General features: G+C 46.8%; 15 protein-coding genes. 7 read left to right on the top strand and 8 right to left on the bottom strand.

The window, feature by feature from the left end; all coding sequences use genetic code 11:
• Positions 1-121: 121 nt before the first annotated feature.
• The 4 genes from kdsA to CEQ32_RS20340 all read right to left on the bottom strand — a co-directional run bounded on the left by kdsA (position 122) and on the right by CEQ32_RS20340 (position 3,601).
• Positions 122-970, bottom strand: a complete 849-nt coding sequence (gene kdsA, locus CEQ32_RS20355; RefSeq protein ID WP_088586714.1) for a 3-deoxy-8-phosphooctulonate synthase — start codon at positions 968-970, stop codon at positions 122-124.
• 57 nt (positions 971-1,027) lie between these two features.
• The gene (locus CEQ32_RS20350) at positions 1,028-2,275 is read right to left on the bottom strand and encodes a DUF819 domain-containing protein (protein WP_023268500.1); all 1,248 of its coding nucleotides are present in this window, start codon (positions 2,273-2,275) and stop codon (positions 1,028-1,030) included.
• Between the two features lie 142 nt (positions 2,276-2,417).
• Entirely contained in the window at positions 2,418-3,206 is a 789-nt protein-coding gene (locus tag CEQ32_RS20345; RefSeq protein ID WP_088586713.1) for a tetratricopeptide repeat protein, read from the bottom strand.
• Entirely contained in the window at positions 3,206-3,601 is a 396-nt protein-coding gene (locus CEQ32_RS20340; RefSeq protein WP_088586712.1) for a SirB2 family protein, read from the bottom strand. Before CEQ32_RS20340 ends, CEQ32_RS20345 begins: the two co-directional genes overlap by 1 nt.
• A 117-nt stretch (positions 3,602-3,718) precedes the next feature.
• Between CEQ32_RS20340 and CEQ32_RS20335 the strand changes: the two genes are divergently transcribed.
• Positions 3,719-4,132 (top strand): GNAT family N-acetyltransferase, encoded by a 414-nt coding sequence (locus tag CEQ32_RS20335; RefSeq protein WP_037422261.1) that lies wholly within the window; start codon positions 3,719-3,721, stop codon positions 4,130-4,132.
• 145 nt (positions 4,133-4,277) lie between these two features.
• On the opposite strand, the gene prmC is transcribed toward CEQ32_RS20335, so the two are convergent.
• From prmC to hemA, 3 genes are read right to left on the bottom strand one after another with little or no spacing between them, the layout of a single operon-like run.
• Complete coding sequence (prmC, locus tag CEQ32_RS20330; RefSeq protein WP_037427846.1) at positions 4,278-5,138, bottom strand: peptide chain release factor N(5)-glutamine methyltransferase; 861 nt, start codon at positions 5,136-5,138, stop codon at positions 4,278-4,280.
• A gap of 2 nt (positions 5,139-5,140) precedes the next feature.
• Positions 5,141-6,232: a peptide chain release factor 1 gene (gene prfA / locus CEQ32_RS20325; protein ID WP_011715925.1), complete on the bottom strand. Its 1,092-nt coding sequence runs from the start codon at positions 6,230-6,232 to the stop codon at positions 5,141-5,143.
• 14 nt (positions 6,233-6,246) lie between these two features.
• Complete coding sequence (gene hemA, locus CEQ32_RS20320) at positions 6,247-7,497, bottom strand: glutamyl-tRNA reductase (protein WP_037422253.1); 1,251 nt, start codon at positions 7,495-7,497, stop codon at positions 6,247-6,249.
• Between the two features lie 254 nt (positions 7,498-7,751).
• Here hemA and lolB point away from each other — a divergent pair, with 254 nt between their 5' ends.
• The 3 genes from lolB to CEQ32_RS20305 all read left to right on the top strand — a co-directional run bounded on the left by lolB (position 7,752) and on the right by CEQ32_RS20305 (position 10,313).
• Positions 7,752-8,396: a lipoprotein insertase outer membrane protein LolB gene (gene lolB, locus CEQ32_RS20315; RefSeq protein ID WP_088586711.1), complete on the top strand. Its 645-nt coding sequence runs from the start codon at positions 7,752-7,754 to the stop codon at positions 8,394-8,396.
• 1 nt (position 8,397) lies between these two features.
• Entirely contained in the window at positions 8,398-9,252 is an 855-nt protein-coding gene (ispE, locus tag CEQ32_RS20310) for a 4-(cytidine 5'-diphospho)-2-C-methyl-D-erythritol kinase (RefSeq protein ID WP_055647719.1), read from the top strand.
• 113 nt (positions 9,253-9,365) lie between these two features.
• Positions 9,366-10,313, top strand: coding sequence for a ribose-phosphate pyrophosphokinase (locus tag CEQ32_RS20305; protein ID WP_037422243.1), 948 nt, complete (start codon positions 9,366-9,368; stop codon positions 10,311-10,313).
• Between the two features lie 163 nt (positions 10,314-10,476).
• Here the strand turns inward: CEQ32_RS20305 and CEQ32_RS20300 are convergent, their stop codons facing one another.
• Entirely contained in the window at positions 10,477-12,339 is a 1,863-nt protein-coding gene (locus CEQ32_RS20300) for a methyl-accepting chemotaxis protein (RefSeq protein WP_088586710.1), read from the bottom strand.
• Between the two features lie 403 nt (positions 12,340-12,742).
• Between CEQ32_RS20300 and CEQ32_RS20295 the strand changes: the two genes are divergently transcribed.
• Genes CEQ32_RS20295 through CEQ32_RS20285 form a run of 3 tightly spaced genes read left to right on the top strand, consistent with a single transcriptional unit; the run spans position 12,743 to position 14,807 of the window.
• Positions 12,743-13,276 carry an RNA polymerase sigma factor gene (locus CEQ32_RS20295; protein ID WP_037422238.1) on the top strand — a complete coding sequence of 178 codons (534 nt, stop codon included), beginning with the start codon at positions 12,743-12,745 and terminating at the stop codon, positions 13,274-13,276.
• Positions 13,276-13,854, top strand: coding sequence for an anti-sigma factor (locus CEQ32_RS20290; protein WP_037427854.1), 579 nt, complete (start codon positions 13,276-13,278; stop codon positions 13,852-13,854). The genes CEQ32_RS20295 and CEQ32_RS20290 overlap by 1 nt, the downstream gene beginning before the upstream one ends.
• Positions 13,851-14,807, top strand: a complete 957-nt coding sequence (locus CEQ32_RS20285; RefSeq protein WP_088586709.1) for a DUF4097 family beta strand repeat-containing protein — start codon at positions 13,851-13,853, stop codon at positions 14,805-14,807. Before CEQ32_RS20290 ends, CEQ32_RS20285 begins: the two co-directional genes overlap by 4 nt.
• The last annotated feature ends 54 nt before the right edge of the window (positions 14,808-14,861 follow it).

Raw genomic sequence — 14,861 nt, 5'->3', positions numbered from 1 at the left:
AATCGCCTCTCGTCACATCTCATCGCAAGCTTTATTCATCATGATTATTGGCAATCAATTTATTGCCTGACTTCAAAAGCTCCCCAGCTATTTTTGAGAGGTTAATTTAACCTCTCTTTTTTTACTTGCTGGTATCAATTGGCTCGAAGGATTTGACTAAATCATCCATCGCTTTCATCTGCTTCAGATAATTTTCTAACTGGTGCAAAGGTAACGCACATGGACCATCACACTTAGCGTTATCTGGATCTGGGTGAGCTTCGATAAACAGACCTGCTAATCCTAATGCCATGCCACTACGGGCTAATTCAGTCGCCTGAGCACGACGGCCTCCCGCTGAATCAGCACGGCCACCAGGGCGTTGCAATGCGTGGGTGGCGTCGAAAATCACCGGATAACCCGATTGCTTCATCTCGTCCATACCCAGCATATCTACTACTAGGTTGTTGTAACCGAAGCATGAACCACGTTCACACAGGATAATTTCATCATTACCCGCTTCATTAAACTTAGTGATGATATGGCGCATTTCGTGGGGGGCTAAAAACTGCGGCTTTTTCACGTTGATGATAGCGCCCGTTTTCGCCATGGCGACAACAAGGTCTGTTTGGCGCGCTAAGAAAGCAGGCAACTGAATAATATCAACCACTTCAGCAACGGGTGCACATTGGTAAGGCTCATGCACATCGGTAATGAGTGGCAGATTGAAAGTCTTTTTGATTTCTTCAAAAATCTTTAAGCCTTCTTCCATGCCCGGACCACGGTAAGAGTTAACAGAAGAGCGGTTAGCCTTGTCGAACGACGCCTTGAAAACATAGGGGATACCCAGTTTTTGCGTCACTTCGGCATAGGTTTCAGCAATCGACATAGCGAGATCGCGAGACTCAAGCACGTTCATGCCACCAAACAACACGAAAGGTTTATCGTTAGCGATCTCGATTGAACCTAGGTTTATGATTTTATTACTCATCGCAACTTCTCTCTAAAATGCTGGAACCTTACCAGCGCTGAACAGGAGCTAAGGCAACTATACCGCGACGACTTGCAGTAACTGACCACAGAGCCACGCCATATAGGTGCCCAGCGCATAACCGAATACGGCTAACAATACCCCTACAGGGGCTAAAGCAGGATGGAACGCCGCCGCCACAACTGGCGCCGATGCAGCTCCACCCACGTTTGCCTGACTGCCCACGGCCATATAAAACAATGGAGCCTTAATTAATTTAGCAATCAATAACATAAAGCCAGCATGCACTATCATCCAAATAATGCCCACTAAAAAATATAGCGGTGTATCAAGGACCTTGCTTACATCCATATGTAAACCAATGGTCGCCACCAAAATATACAAGAACGCCGACGCCACCTTAGAAGCCCCCGCCGCCTCTAAATGGCGCATAGGGCTAAAGGACATGGCCAGACCAATGGTGGTCACAATCACCACTAACCAGAAGAACTTAGAGGTTAAGCTGTAATCCTCAGTCCAAGGGTAGTTGGCCTCAAAATAAGGGCCGAGGAAATCGGCGGCAATATGGGCCACGCCCGTGATGCCAAAACCAACGGCCACAATCAGCATCAAATCACGCAGGCTTGGAATACGCGCATTTTCAGCGTGATACTGCTCAACCTTGTTCTTTAAAGTTTCAATCGCCGTCGTATCCGCACCGGTTTTAGCATCAATTTCCTTGGCCTTTGACGCCATAAACAACAATACCGCCATCCAGATATTGGCCACAATCACATCAACTGTCACCATTACTGAGAAGATATTGCCGCCCACTTCATATATTTCTTTCATCGCGGCTTGGTTCGCACCGCCGCCAATCCAGCTCCCAGCGAGGGTCGTCATGCCACGCCACACCGCATCAGGGCTATCAACACCAATTAATGAGGGCTCGATAAAGGACACCACGAGCAACGCAATCGGCCCGCCAATCACAATACCGACCGTCCCAGTTAAAAACATGATCACCGCCTTAGGCCCAAGTCCTAAGATGGCTTTTAAATCCACACTTAAAATCAATAACACCAAACAGGCGGGCAATAGGTAGCGCGAGGCCACATAGTAAAGCTGCGATGTGTGACCATCGATCACCCCAAAGGTGTTTAACAACGATGGCAAGAAGTAGCAGAGTAATAACGCAGGAATAAAACGGTAAAACTTTTGCCAAAATGGATGACTACTACTGCTGGTATAAAACACAAATCCCAGAATGGTTGCCAATATTCCCAGCGCCACCGCGTCATTGGTGACTAATGCCGTGCTTGCCATGTGTATTCTCCCTGTTTGGTACAGTTGTTATTGTATTTATGCTAAAAACTGCCGTTTGCAGTTAGTGGGCAAACTTCCCATTCACCCAGTTATTATTGTTTTTTAAGGAACAAGGAGAGCCTATAAGACTCTCCTTTAAGATTTAGTGATAGATTTCAGCGTGTTCACTGAGCTCTTTGAGCTGCATTTTGACGATTTCGATAACAGGATCATGCGGGCTGTTATCAACAAAGTGTTGCAGATCGGCCGCCGCGACATTGATACACCCCAGCTGCTGGGCAATAAAGGCGCGCTCCCGATTTAAGTGCACATCATCTGGATGCCACTGTAGCAGCAAGTTGCAACATTCCATCGCCGCCTCAAATTGATGCGACACGATACACCCCGCCTTAAGCTCATGCAGCATACGCGAAATCAGCTTCTTTACCGACGCCGCCTTTAAGTAACTTGGCTTAAGTTCAGCCGCATTACCCAACTCACCGCGCACTAACACATGCAGCTGGTGTTTCGTCAGCTCTTTGCCCGTCAGCGGATCGTGATAACGAACAACGCCACCAACGTTACTGCGAAGCACGGTATTACCCGGTAATAGCAGGGCCTCGAGCTCTAAATCGAGCTGCTTGGCCAGTAGCATCAATACCGTTGCCAGCGTGGTGCTATTACCCTGTTTAGTGATAAGACAAGTGCCCAAGTCCGCCGCTTCGGTGCTGAAGTAATTGTCGCGAACACAGAACCCCAAATCCTGATAAAACCAACGAAACAAAGCCTTTAAGCGTTGCTGTTGATCTACCAGATAATGACTTAATACGGCTCCAGCCAATTCAAACCAAGCCCATTTCGCCACTTCGAGGTTTGAAAAGCCAAGGTGAGCACCAACATCCAATGCCGACTCGGGCAAAGAAATGCCATCTTGCAGAGTGTATTTACCCATTAACCCAATAATACCGCTTGTTTAAAATGCGCCAATTTAGCCGCGTAGACCAACCAACCTATAGCGCCGAGAAAGGCGAATACTTTGAAAAGTTTGTTTCTGTTGGCTTTTATTGCAATTACACCCAAGGCAATATAAGCAACGACAGCGCCAATCTTTTCGGTCAACCAAGGGTCCACAAAGGGATATTGCTTGATCATAAAGCACAGGGTTAAGCCCGACAGCAGTAAAAAAGTGTCGATAACATGGGGCGCGATTTTGAATACTTTCTTGCCCATCAGTGCTGACTGACGTAAATGCAACACAAAACGAACGACAAAAAACAGCACACTCACGGCAATTAAGGTTAAGTGCAGGTGCTTAACAGCAGGATAAAGACTGTAAAAAGTTTCCATTGTGATACTTATGGCCAGTGACAAAGGCGCTAGTTTACCCTAATCATAACGCCAGACCAATGCCTAACACTCGAGATTCACAGACGGGCCCCGTCGCGCACTTTGCAGGAAACCATGATGAATTTAATGATAATTGACGATGAGTCCACCGAGTTTGCCGACACGGTAAAGCAAAAAATCGTCGAATTTAATCAGCAGCACTGGCAAACGCTGCAACGCCAAAACCTAGGCTTAAAGTTGCAGGATGAGCAAGGCACCTTACTTGCGGGCTTAAGCGGCAAGACCTTCGGCAATTGGTTCTTAATCGACTATCTGTGGGTGGATGAAGCATTACGCCAGCAAAACATCGGCTCACGCTTATTACTCGAGGCAGAAAGCAAAGCCAAACAACGCGGCTGCCAATTTGTTCTGCTCGATACCTTAGATTTTCAAGCAAAACCTTTCTATGAGCGCCACGGATATCGTGTGCAGTGGGTACAGCAAGCCTATCCCGAAACCGGCAGTAAATTCTTTATGGTCAAGGTGTTATAGCTTGTTCCTAAGCTTAAAACTGATTTTGAAGATATTGAGCCGGGCACTTGCCAAAAGCGACCCATCTCAACCGATACACAAATAAAAACGCCATTGATAAATAAGCAATGGCGTTGTTTAGTGCTTTGCAGGACTGGATTAAATTTTAAATGCCAATCAAACCCATCCACTTACCCATAGTGCATCTATCGTTGCTGCCAAAATCCCGCACGGTAGCGACATTTTGGTAACCTAGCTCTGTGAGTTTTGCCCTGAGTTTTACTGCTTGTTCAAAACCATGCTCAAGCAATATATAACCATTGGGCTTTAAATAATCTCGAGCAGTTTTTGCAATGTAGTAAAGATCAGCAAACCCTTCATCGGCGGCGGTGAGCGCACTTTGCGGCTCAAAACGCACATCACCTTGATGTAAATGCTCGTCGGCCTCATCAATATAGGGCGGATTGGAAACAATTAAATCAAAGTCACGGGAAGTGATAGCGCTAAACCAATCGCTTTGTAGTATCTCAACCTGTTCAAGCTTCAGATTAGTGCGATTCGCCTTTGCCAGCGCGACCGCATCTTCCACTTTATCCACCGCGGTAATTTGCCACTCGGCGCGTTCAGAAGCCAAAGCCAGTGCAATCGCGCCGGTTCCCGTTCCCAGATCGAGCACTTTTGCGTGACTTTCAAGGGGTAGGTTGAGGGCGGATTCGACGAGGATCTCAGTATCAGGACGAGGGATCAAGGTCGTGTCATTCACAATAAAGGGCAGTGACCAAAACTCACGCTCGCCAACAATGTGAGCCACAGGTACGCCTTGCTGACGCCGTTGCACCATTTGCTGGAAACGTTTCCACTGTTCTACGCTCAAGGCTTTTTCAGGCCAAGTGTACAGATAAGCACGATTCTTATTGAGGCAATACAATAATAAAACCTCTGCATCCAAATGGGCGGATTCAGAGGTTGAAGCTAGCTGTACATAGGCCCATTGCAGGGCCTCGGCGATACAGGATTGATCAGCCAAAATTACCCCTGCTCGTCAGCGAGTGCGGCTAATAAATCTGCCTGATGTTCTTGCATCAGCGGTCCTAAAATCGCATCCAAGTCACCTTCCATCACTTCGTTTAAGCGATACAAGGTTAAGTTGATACGGTGTTCACTCACGCGGCCTTGCGGGAAGTTATAGGTACGTACACGCTCAGAACGGTCACCACTGGCCACCAGACTACGGCGAGTCGACTCTTCGGCGCTGCGGCGCTTTTCGTCTTCAACGGCTTGGATACGCGCAGCTAACACGCTCATCGCTTGAGCGCGGTTTTTATGCTGTGAACGTTGGTCCTGACATTCCACAACAATCCCGGTGGGAATGTGAGTAATACGAATGGCAGAATCGGTTTTGTTAACGTGCTGACCACCCGCGCCCGATGAACGGAAGGTATCGACCTTCAGATCGGCTGGGTTGATTGAAATCGCTTCCGCTTCAGGCACTTCGTGCATGACTACTACAGTTACGGCTGAGGTATGTACACGGCCCTGAGATTCAGTTTCAGGCACACGTTGAACACGGTGACCGCCGGATTCAAACTTGAGTTTACCGTAGGCACCTTCACCACTGACTTTAACGATGATTTCTTTAAAGCCACCGTGTTCGCCTTCGTTCGAGCTCATGATCTCGAGCTGCCAACGGTTGGCTTCGGCATAACGGCTATACATTCGGAACAGATCACCCGCGAAGATTGCGGCTTCGTCGCCACCCGCACCGGCACGAATTTCGATAAAGGCGTTGGTATCGTCGTTAGGATCTTTTGGTAATAACAGAATTTGCAGCTCGGCTTCGAGACGCTCGAGTTCAGCTTTAGCCGCCTTGATTTCTTCCTGCGCCATTTCGCGCATTTCAGCGTCATCTTCTTCCAGCATTTCCTTGGCAGACTCGAGATCCGCCTGTGCTTGCTGGTAGGCTTTAAAGCCTGCAACCACTTCTTCTAACTGAGAATATTCTTTGGATAACGCGCGAAAACGCTCCTGATCGGCGATAACGGACGCATCACCAAGCAAAGCTAAGACTTCTTCATTGCGCTCAAGCAAGCCTTCCAGCTTGCGGATAACGGATTCCTTCATTTAACTCGCTAACCTTAGTTTTTATCTAATCCGAGCGCTGTTCTTAACTGACCTAATGTATTCAAATCCCCCTGACGGCTCGCCACCGTGAGGGCTTGGGTGGGTGCGTGAATGAGTCTATTGGTCAGGCGATTGGCTAGTTCAATCAATACCTGCTCAGTGTCGCCCCCCTGCGCTAATTTATTCAGGGCGCGTTCCACTAACTCATCCTTTATCGCCATGCTCTGGCTGCGATACTCGCGAATACTATCGACCGACTCTAAAGAACGCACCCACTCCATAAAGAGGTGAGATTGTTCTTCAGTAATTAATTCAGCTTGCTCGGCGGCCTCCTTACGGGAAGCCTTATTCTGCTCAATAATGCTATGCAGGTCGTCCACTGTATACAGAAACGCATCGTCCAAATCGGCGACTTCCGGCTCAATATCCCGGGGAACTGCTATATCAACCAATAACATAGGTTGATGGCGACGCTGCTTTAGCGCTTTTTCTACCATGCCTTTACCAAGGATTGGTAGCGGGCTGGCGGTAGAGGATATCACGATATCGGCTTTAGGGAGAAAATCTGGTATCTGTGCCAGCGTAATTGCCGTGGCATTGAACTCTTCACACATGCTTTGAGCGCGCTCTAAAGTACGGTTTGCCACCACCATAGAGGCAACACCGTTATCCTTAAGATGTTTAGCCACCAGCTCAATGGTTTCACCAGCGCCAATTAACAACACCTTAGTGGTCGACAACGAAGAGAAGATATGTTTTGCCATGCTCACGGCGGCAAAGGCCACCGAGACAGCTGCGGCACCGATTTCGGTTTCGGTACGCACTTTTTTAGCAACAGAGAAAGTATTTTGAAACAAGCGGTCAATAGTTAAGGCGACAGTGCCGGCTTCTTTGGCTTTGACAAAGGCTTGTTTAACTTGACCAAGAATCTGCGGCTCACCCAGGATCAACGAGTCAAGACCCGAAGCAACGCGCATCAAATGCCTCACCGCCTCTTGTCCGTGATAATTGTAGAGGCAGGGCGCGACATCTTTATGCTCTAGGCCATGAAATTCTTCAAGCCATTCAATGATATCGGCCTCATCGCCATTGTTACAATACAACTCAGTGCGATTGCAGGTCGAGACGATAACGGCTTCACCGGAGCGCGTACGACTGGCCAGACTCTTCATGGCATCATGAATTGTGTCTGGAGAGAAGGCGACTTTCTCACGCAGGTCTACCGTGGCTGTTTTATGGTTAATACCGATTGCTACAAGGCTCATCTGACTCTTTTCTAGATTCTTGGCGTCTATCTTAATAAGGGCATTCTACTGAATTGGCCCAACTAAAAACAGAATACGCTTAACAAAACCGAATAAAGGTCTAACTTCTTACCTAAATTTTCTATCAATGATAGACAATTACCGATTAGCACGACTGAAGTTATCCCAAGTGACTGCCAATGGAAATTTTACAAATGGCATTGGTATTCTTTCCAAGCCCTCGTATCATAAGGACTTTGGTATATCAGTTATAGATGAATAATTTGAAGCGCTTCACAAAATCCATTTTCTCTTGTATCGCCTTGAGCGGACTATTGTTTTTAGGCGGCTGTGAAACACTGCCGCCTATGACCGATCTCAGCCCTATTACGGTCGATAATGCAGCCCAAGCTAAAGCGTGGGAGCTACAGGGTAAACTCGCTATCCGCACACCTGAAGATAAGCTCAGTGCCAATCTCTATTGGCGCCACAGCGAGGAGCGCGACGAGCTCACGCTCACGACGATGTTAGGTACTACAGTATTGACTTTGGAGGCGACGCCTCACTCGGCTCACCTACATATTGATGGCAAAGATTTTCGTGATAATAACGCCCAAGCCTTGCTTGAACGCGTCAGCGGCTGGTCCATCCCGATTAATGATTTGCCCCTGTGGATCACAGGACAAACTGGCAGTTTAGATCGTGTTATCGTCGTTGATAGTACAGGTCAAACTAAGCAACTGCAAAATGTGCAAACGCCACCACCTTGGTTAGTCACATTTTTAAGCTGGCAATCCCAAAGTGGCGCTAAGGTGCCTTACCAATTAACGCTCGAACGCGGTGATTTACAGCTCAAGCTTCAGCTCAATCAATGGCAAGCCTTAGGTAAACCCTCAATACTGCTCGGAGAAAAACCTTAGCATGTCCCAAGAGATTTCACGAAATTGGCCAGCTCCCGCCAAACTCAATCTGTTTTTGCATATCAACGGACGCCGCAGTGACGGTTACCATGAGTTGCAAACCCTGTTTCAATTTGTTGACTGTTGCGATCAACTCGACTTTCGAGTCACTGACACACCTGAACTGATTTTGCACTCGGACATGTCAAACGTTGTCGCGGATAGCGATAACTTAATTCTGCGAGCCGCAAAATCACTGCAACAATCTACAGGTTATCCTGGCGGTGCAGAAATCTGGCTCGATAAACGTCTGCCCATGGGCGGCGGTTTAGGCGGTGGCTCCTCGGATGCAGCCACCACACTTGTCGCCTTGAATCAGTTATGGAATACCCAATTGTCTCATGATGAATTAGCGGCAATTGGATTAAAACTCGGTGCCGATATCCCTGTTTTTATTCATGGTTTCGCTGCATTTGCCGAGGGAGTTGGAGAGTGTTTACAGACGGTTAATCCCGCTGAATTATGGTATTTAATCATTGCCCCTGACGCCCATGTTTCCACCGCAGCGGTATTCCAAGATCCGCAGCTGCCGCGTAATACGCCTAAGCTTGGTATTGATACTTTACTGAGCCAATCTTGGAGAAATGATTGCCAAGAACTGGTCGTATCTAAATACCCTCAAGTTGCCAAGGCCTTAGGCTGGCTGCTAGAATATGCGCCGTCGAGAATGACCGGAACGGGCGCATGCGTGTTTGGGGAGTTTTCGTCGCAGCAGCAAGCTCTCGCAGCCTTGGCGAAATTACCGTCTGATATGCAAGGATTTGTTGCAAAAGGGATGAATATTTCGCCGCTCATAGTGCGACTCAATCGTCCATAAACTACTTTCTTCTAGAGCAACTTTTTTCACGATAGCCCACGGGTCCGCTCCCGTCCCCGCATCGTCGTTGCTCTAGCCACTAAAATATAAAGCAAACGCCTGAGGTTCATACAGTGCCCGACATCAAGCTCTTTGCTGGGAATGCCACCCCCAGTCTCGCTAAGAAGATAGCCGATCGTCTATTTTGTAAACTCGGAGACGCAGTGGTTGGTCGTTTCAGCGATGGTGAAATCAGTGTCCAAATCAACGAAAATGTACGTGGTGCCGATGTGTTTATCATCCAATCCACCTGCGCGCCGACTAACGATAACCTCATGGAACTGATCGTGATGGTTGATGCGCTACGCCGTGCATCTGCTGGTCGTATCACTGCTGTTATTCCTTACTTTGGTTATGCTCGTCAAGACCGTCGCGTCCGCAGCGCACGTGTACCTATTACGGCAAAAGTGGTTGCTGACTTCCTGTCTAGCGTCGGTGTTGACCGCGTTTTAACCTGTGATTTACACGCTGAGCAGATCCAAGGCTTCTTCGACGTTCCTGTTGATAACGTATTTGGTAGCCCAGTGCTATTAGAAGACATGGTTGCGAAGAAGTTAGATAACCCTGTGGTTGTCTCTCCTGACATCGGTGGCGTGGTTCGTGCTCGCGCAGTGGCAAAACTGTTAGATGATTCTGATTTGGCCATTATCGATAAACGTCGTCCACAGGCAAACGTTGCACAAGTGATGCACATTATCGGCGATGTTCAAGGCCGTGACTGCATTATCGTTGACGATATGATCGACACAGGCGGCACTCTGTGTAAAGCGGCTGAAGCCCTGAAAGAACATGGTGCAAACCGCGTATTTGCTTACGCAACTCACCCAGTGTTCTCTGGCAAAGCGGCTGAAAATATCACCAACTCAGTGATCGATGAAGTGATCGTCACAGATACCGTACCTTTAAGCCCTGAAATGCTGAAAGTGGCGAAAGTGACTCAACTGACGATGTCGGCAGTATTGGCGGAAGCCATTCGCCGTGTAAGCAACGAAGAGTCTATCTCTGCAATGTTCAGCCACTAATCTTACGGCACTTGCATAAAAAAACGCACCTCAAGGTGCGTTTTTTGTTTGCGCGTTTTAGCTTTGGTCTTAGTTTACATTTTAGGATTGAATCGACTTCTGCCTTATCCATCCACAAACCGCGCCTCAAAATGCTATAGAAACGCCCCCCAAGGTGCGTCGTTTAGATCTTAAAATGGCTCACAGCACTCACCAAATACTCGGCTCGGGTTCTTAACTCGTCCGATGCCGAAGCATTAGCATCGGCGGCATGGGAAGATTGCTCCGCGATATCGCGGATAACCACAACATTCTTATTCACTTCAGCAGCCACCATACTTTGCTCTTCAATTGCAGCAGCAATCTGCGTACTCATATCCATAATGTTTCGAACGTCATTATTGATAAGCTTTAGTAATTCCCCCGCTGCTGCGGCCTGCTCAGCACTCTCTGCACCTTGTTTTTGGCTCGCATCCATTAATTGCACAATAGAACGGGTTCGACTTTGCAAGGTTTGAATAATATTAGCAATCTCCTGTGTCGATGTCTGAGTTCGCATCGCTAGACTACGCACCTCATCAGCCACAACAGCAAATCCACGCCCCTGCTCTCCAGCACGCGCCGCTTCAATCGCAGCATTCAATGCGAGTAAGTTGGTTTGCTCAGCAATGCCGCGGATCACATCAAGCACACTGCCAATGGTTTCGCTATCGCGCTCAAGCTCGTCCACTACTGAAGCACTCGTATTAATTTGCTCAGATAACTGTCTAATTTTAAGAATCGTCTGCTCTACCTCAGTTTGCCCCAACTGAGCGTTATCATGGGTTTTACCCGCTTTGAGTGCCGCAAGCTCGGTCGTTTTAGCGATTTCATCAATGGTGGCGCCCATTTCGGTAATCGCGGTAGCCACCATATCGGTTTCGTTAAGTTGCTGCGCAACACCTTCAGAAGCAAGCATGGCATTCTCTGAGACACTCTTACTTGAGGTGTTGATAGTAGAGACAGAGTCAATAACCTGCTCGATAAGCTGCTGGAAACTACCCACCATGCTATTGAAATGCTGTGCAATTTCGCCTAACTCATCTTGCGTTGATGCATCGCATCTTAGGGTTAAGTTTTTACTCACTTCGATGCGTGAAATGACCTGTGTAATGCGCGCAACGGGGTTAATAATGCTACGGATTATTAGGTAAGTAATTATGCCGAGGATTAATGCAATCATCAGAAAGACAGCGATTCCAATATTCCTGCTGCTCTTTTCTGTATCTTCGATAGATTTAAGAGCAAGTTTATGCAGCTCATCGGCGCTAGATTCTGTTAATTTATTCGCGGCGATTAACTGTGCCATCGTGCCCTGTTTTTCATCTAAACCCAGTTGCTGCTCTTTACTAACGAGGCTTTTAAAGTCTTTTTGATATTGTTCGATCAATGCAACAATTTTATTTTGCGCATCAATATCTAAACTTGATGCCCTTAAGCTGTTATTAAACAAAGTAATATTGGCATCGAAGGTCTCGACATAGCTCATTTCGCGGCGCAACATAAAATCTTTTTCATTGCGTCTAAGCTGCAACATGGCAACTTGCAAAGAAAGTTGATCGTATTCCTTCAGCATGGATTCCACATTATGCACCGCAGTTCTTAAGGTGCCATAGAGACCTGTTTTGGGTGTTAAGCCAATTTCTTGTTGCAGTTGAACAACCTCATTAAAGGCCTGTTGATATTGATTTAAATTGCGGTCAAAACTTTCGAGGGAAGTAATAGGTACATCGTATTTTTTAAAGATTTTTTCAAGCTTAGGAATCATGTCATCAATTGAGGCATGAACTTGTTTATGTTTTTCAACATATTGAATATCTTTACGGCCAAAAAAGTCCTTTTCATTTTTACGCAGTAACAACACGTCACGCTCAAGTTCGAGCACGTTTTGCGCCGCGTGGGAGAGTTCCGACTCAACTGAATTTGTATAAAGCTGCAATCCAAACATGGCTATCACGGCCGTTACAGATACGGCAGCACTGAGTAACAATTTCGAGCGGATTAACATAAAAAGCCCCTAATAAATAACATCTATTAAAAGATAGTTGGGAGTCACGTCTTTTACAGAAAATATTGTCCTGACATAAAAAGTTCATTTTTCATTTATTGTTTTATCCGCTTCTGAACTTTCTCCATCTTTCGATTCACATTAACAGCCAAGAGAAGTGTCTAACTATGGAAGTATAATCTGTGATTTTACTTTCATAGAGTTATGATTCAGAATACCAACTGGTATAAAACCTGTAAGTTCATAAACTTAACTCTAAATTTTTGCCACTAATTTTACTATAAAACTCGAACAAGTGATGCTAAATGAACTGATAAAAAATTTATTTTTATCAGATACAAACCTTTTGTGCTTTTCAGAGCGTCCAATCTATAAACATTCACTCAGATGACAGGAAAAGGCTGTGACGGCAGGGAGACTCCCACTCAACAATGCAATGTCAGAATTTGACCTCATCACCTTGGCTAGCCAAGGTAATAGAGCCGCATTTAAGCAGCTGTATTTACACCATCATCCAAGGATATATGCCCTATCACTGCGGTTATCTGGCCAAGCCTCGCAGGCAGAAGAAATCACCCAAGAGTGCTTTATTTTGGTGTGGCAGAAATTGCCGCAATTTAGGGGAGAGAGTCAGTTCTCCACTTGGTTACACAGCATTTGCGTGAATCAGGCACTGAGCTTTATCCGTAAGCAAAAGTCGTTTTGGGCACGTTTTATCCCAATGGAGAGTGACGATGAACATTCAAGCGCCGATGAACATTATCAAGGGTTAGACAAGTTGATCCTAAAACTGCCAGAGCGGGCGCGTATCGTGTTTGTACTCTGCGCGATTGAAGGCTATCAACATGAAGAAATTGCACAATTACTTGGTATTGCCGTGGGAACCAGTAAGACCCAGTACCACAGAGCCAAGCAATTACTACAGGAGATGCTGTAATGTCCTTATCTAATAATGCTCGCGAGGCCAAGCTCCAGCAGTTGATTGATGATGCTCCCAAAACACTAACGCCCGAACGGGATCTTTGGCAAGGCATCGAAAAACGCATGGATAAGCCATTAGCGTCGCAACCAGCGAGTCGCCAAGCGCCGCGACTGCAAGGCGCGCAATGGGCGATTGCCGCAACTATAGTGCTGGCGGTGTTCTTCGGGTTCTACACTCAAGCTCCGGTAAAAACCTCGCTCCCAGAACAAATCGCCAGCCAAGCTGCGGATGATGAGCAAGTGCTGCAAGCTTTGCTAAGCCAAATAGCCCAGACACATCAAGCCCAGGTGACGAGCCTCGCACAGACCCCAACGGTAGTCGCTTGGCAAACGAGCCGCTTTAGCGCTCCGTTAGAGCAAGGCTTAGCGGAATTACGTCGTGCAGGCGAACAGATTTATCAAGCATTACAGGCTAATCCAACCGACAAACAACTTTGGCAACTCTGGCTTTGGGTGCAACAACGTGAACTCGATTTGCTACAACAAGGCCAAAAACTTCCGATTCAAAACTCAACACAAGGAAATAGCATATGAGCCATTTTACCCTCACGAAAACCAGTCTATTAGTGTCAACACTTTACCTTGGTCTTATGGGCAGCGTGTTCGCCGCTGAAAGTGTGGATAAGCAGTTACCCATTAGCAGCGATACTCTGCTGCAAATCAAAATCCAACGGGGCGACGTGCAAATTCAAAGCTGGGATAAAAATGAAGTCAGCGTGACCGGCACTTTGGATGAGCTAAGCGAAGGTTTTGTCTTTGAGCAGAAAGGTAACAATCTGAATATCGAAGATAAAATGCCACGCCACTATAACGGCAGTGACAACAATGGCTCAAAGCTCACCATTAAAGTACCTAAAACCGTTAAGCTCAATGCCGATACGATTTCAGCTAATCTACAAATCAGCCAGACCCAAGGCGAGCTTGAACTCAATACCGTTAGCGGTAATATCAGCGCCGATAATTTGGGGGGTAATCCGACGTTACACACTGTCTCAGGCGATATCACCACCAAAGGATTAACAGGTAAAGTGATGTTAGATACAGTTTCTGGCGAGATTAAAGATTCTGAAAGCAAAGGCGAAATTAAATACCGCTTAGTCAGTGGCGATCTCAGCAGCCAAACCTTAGCCGACAAAGTCAACGTCGAGCAGGTTTCAGGCGAAATTAATGGCGACTTTAAAACCGCTAAAGAAGTTAATGTACGTACCGTTAGCGGCGACACCCAAGTGTCACTAGCCAAAGTCTTTAATAAAGCTAATCTTGAAAGTGTCAGTGGCGATATGACTTTAAGCTTTGCCGATGTGCCCGATGCCAGCTTCGAGCTCAATGGCGGCCCGGGCGGCAAAATCAAAAACGGCTTGAGCCAAGATGTGCCACAAAGACAAAAATACGTGCCGAATGAATCCTTAAGCTTCCAAACGGGCGCTGGTAGCGCCAGTGTGAAGATGGATACCATTAGCGGTAATCTTATCCTGAAAAAACAATAGCCTTATCAGAAAACGCGAATTAGCGATAAAAATAGCAATAAAAATGCCGCTCAT

This window comes from Shewanella sp. FDAARGOS_354 (genome assembly GCF_002209245.2).
Classification (GTDB): Bacteria; Pseudomonadota; Gammaproteobacteria; order Enterobacterales; family Shewanellaceae; genus Shewanella; species Shewanella xiamenensis.
This window is presented reverse-complemented; position numbering and strand designations above follow the sequence as displayed.

Bases quoted from the DNA above. Each gene is read 5' to 3' on its own strand.
- kdsA (WP_088586714.1), bottom strand. From the start codon at position 970: ATGAGTAATAAAATCATAAACCTAGGTTCAATCGAGATCGCTAACGAT.
- CEQ32_RS20350 (WP_023268500.1), bottom strand. From the start codon at position 2,275: ATGGCAAGCACGGCATTAGTCACCAATGACGCGGTGGCGCTGGGAATA.
- CEQ32_RS20345 (WP_088586713.1), bottom strand. From the start codon at position 3,206: ATGGGTAAATACACTCTGCAAGATGGCATTTCTTTGCCCGAGTCGGCA.
- CEQ32_RS20340 (WP_088586712.1), bottom strand. From the start codon at position 3,601: ATGGAAACTTTTTACAGTCTTTATCCTGCTGTTAAGCACCTGCACTTA.
- CEQ32_RS20335 (WP_037422261.1), top strand. From the start codon at position 3,719: ATGAATTTAATGATAATTGACGATGAGTCCACCGAGTTTGCCGACACG.
- prfA (WP_011715925.1), bottom strand. From the start codon at position 6,232: ATGAAGGAATCCGTTATCCGCAAGCTGGAAGGCTTGCTTGAGCGCAAT.
- hemA (WP_037422253.1), bottom strand. From the start codon at position 7,497: ATGAGCCTTGTAGCAATCGGTATTAACCATAAAACAGCCACGGTAGAC.
- lolB (WP_088586711.1), top strand. From the start codon at position 7,752: ATGAATAATTTGAAGCGCTTCACAAAATCCATTTTCTCTTGTATCGCC.
- ispE (WP_055647719.1), top strand. From the start codon at position 8,398: ATGTCCCAAGAGATTTCACGAAATTGGCCAGCTCCCGCCAAACTCAAT.
- CEQ32_RS20300 (WP_088586710.1), bottom strand. From the start codon at position 12,339: ATGTTAATCCGCTCGAAATTGTTACTCAGTGCTGCCGTATCTGTAACG.
- CEQ32_RS20290 (WP_037427854.1), top strand. From the start codon at position 13,276: ATGTCCTTATCTAATAATGCTCGCGAGGCCAAGCTCCAGCAGTTGATT.
- CEQ32_RS20285 (WP_088586709.1), top strand. From the start codon at position 13,851: ATGAGCCATTTTACCCTCACGAAAACCAGTCTATTAGTGTCAACACTT.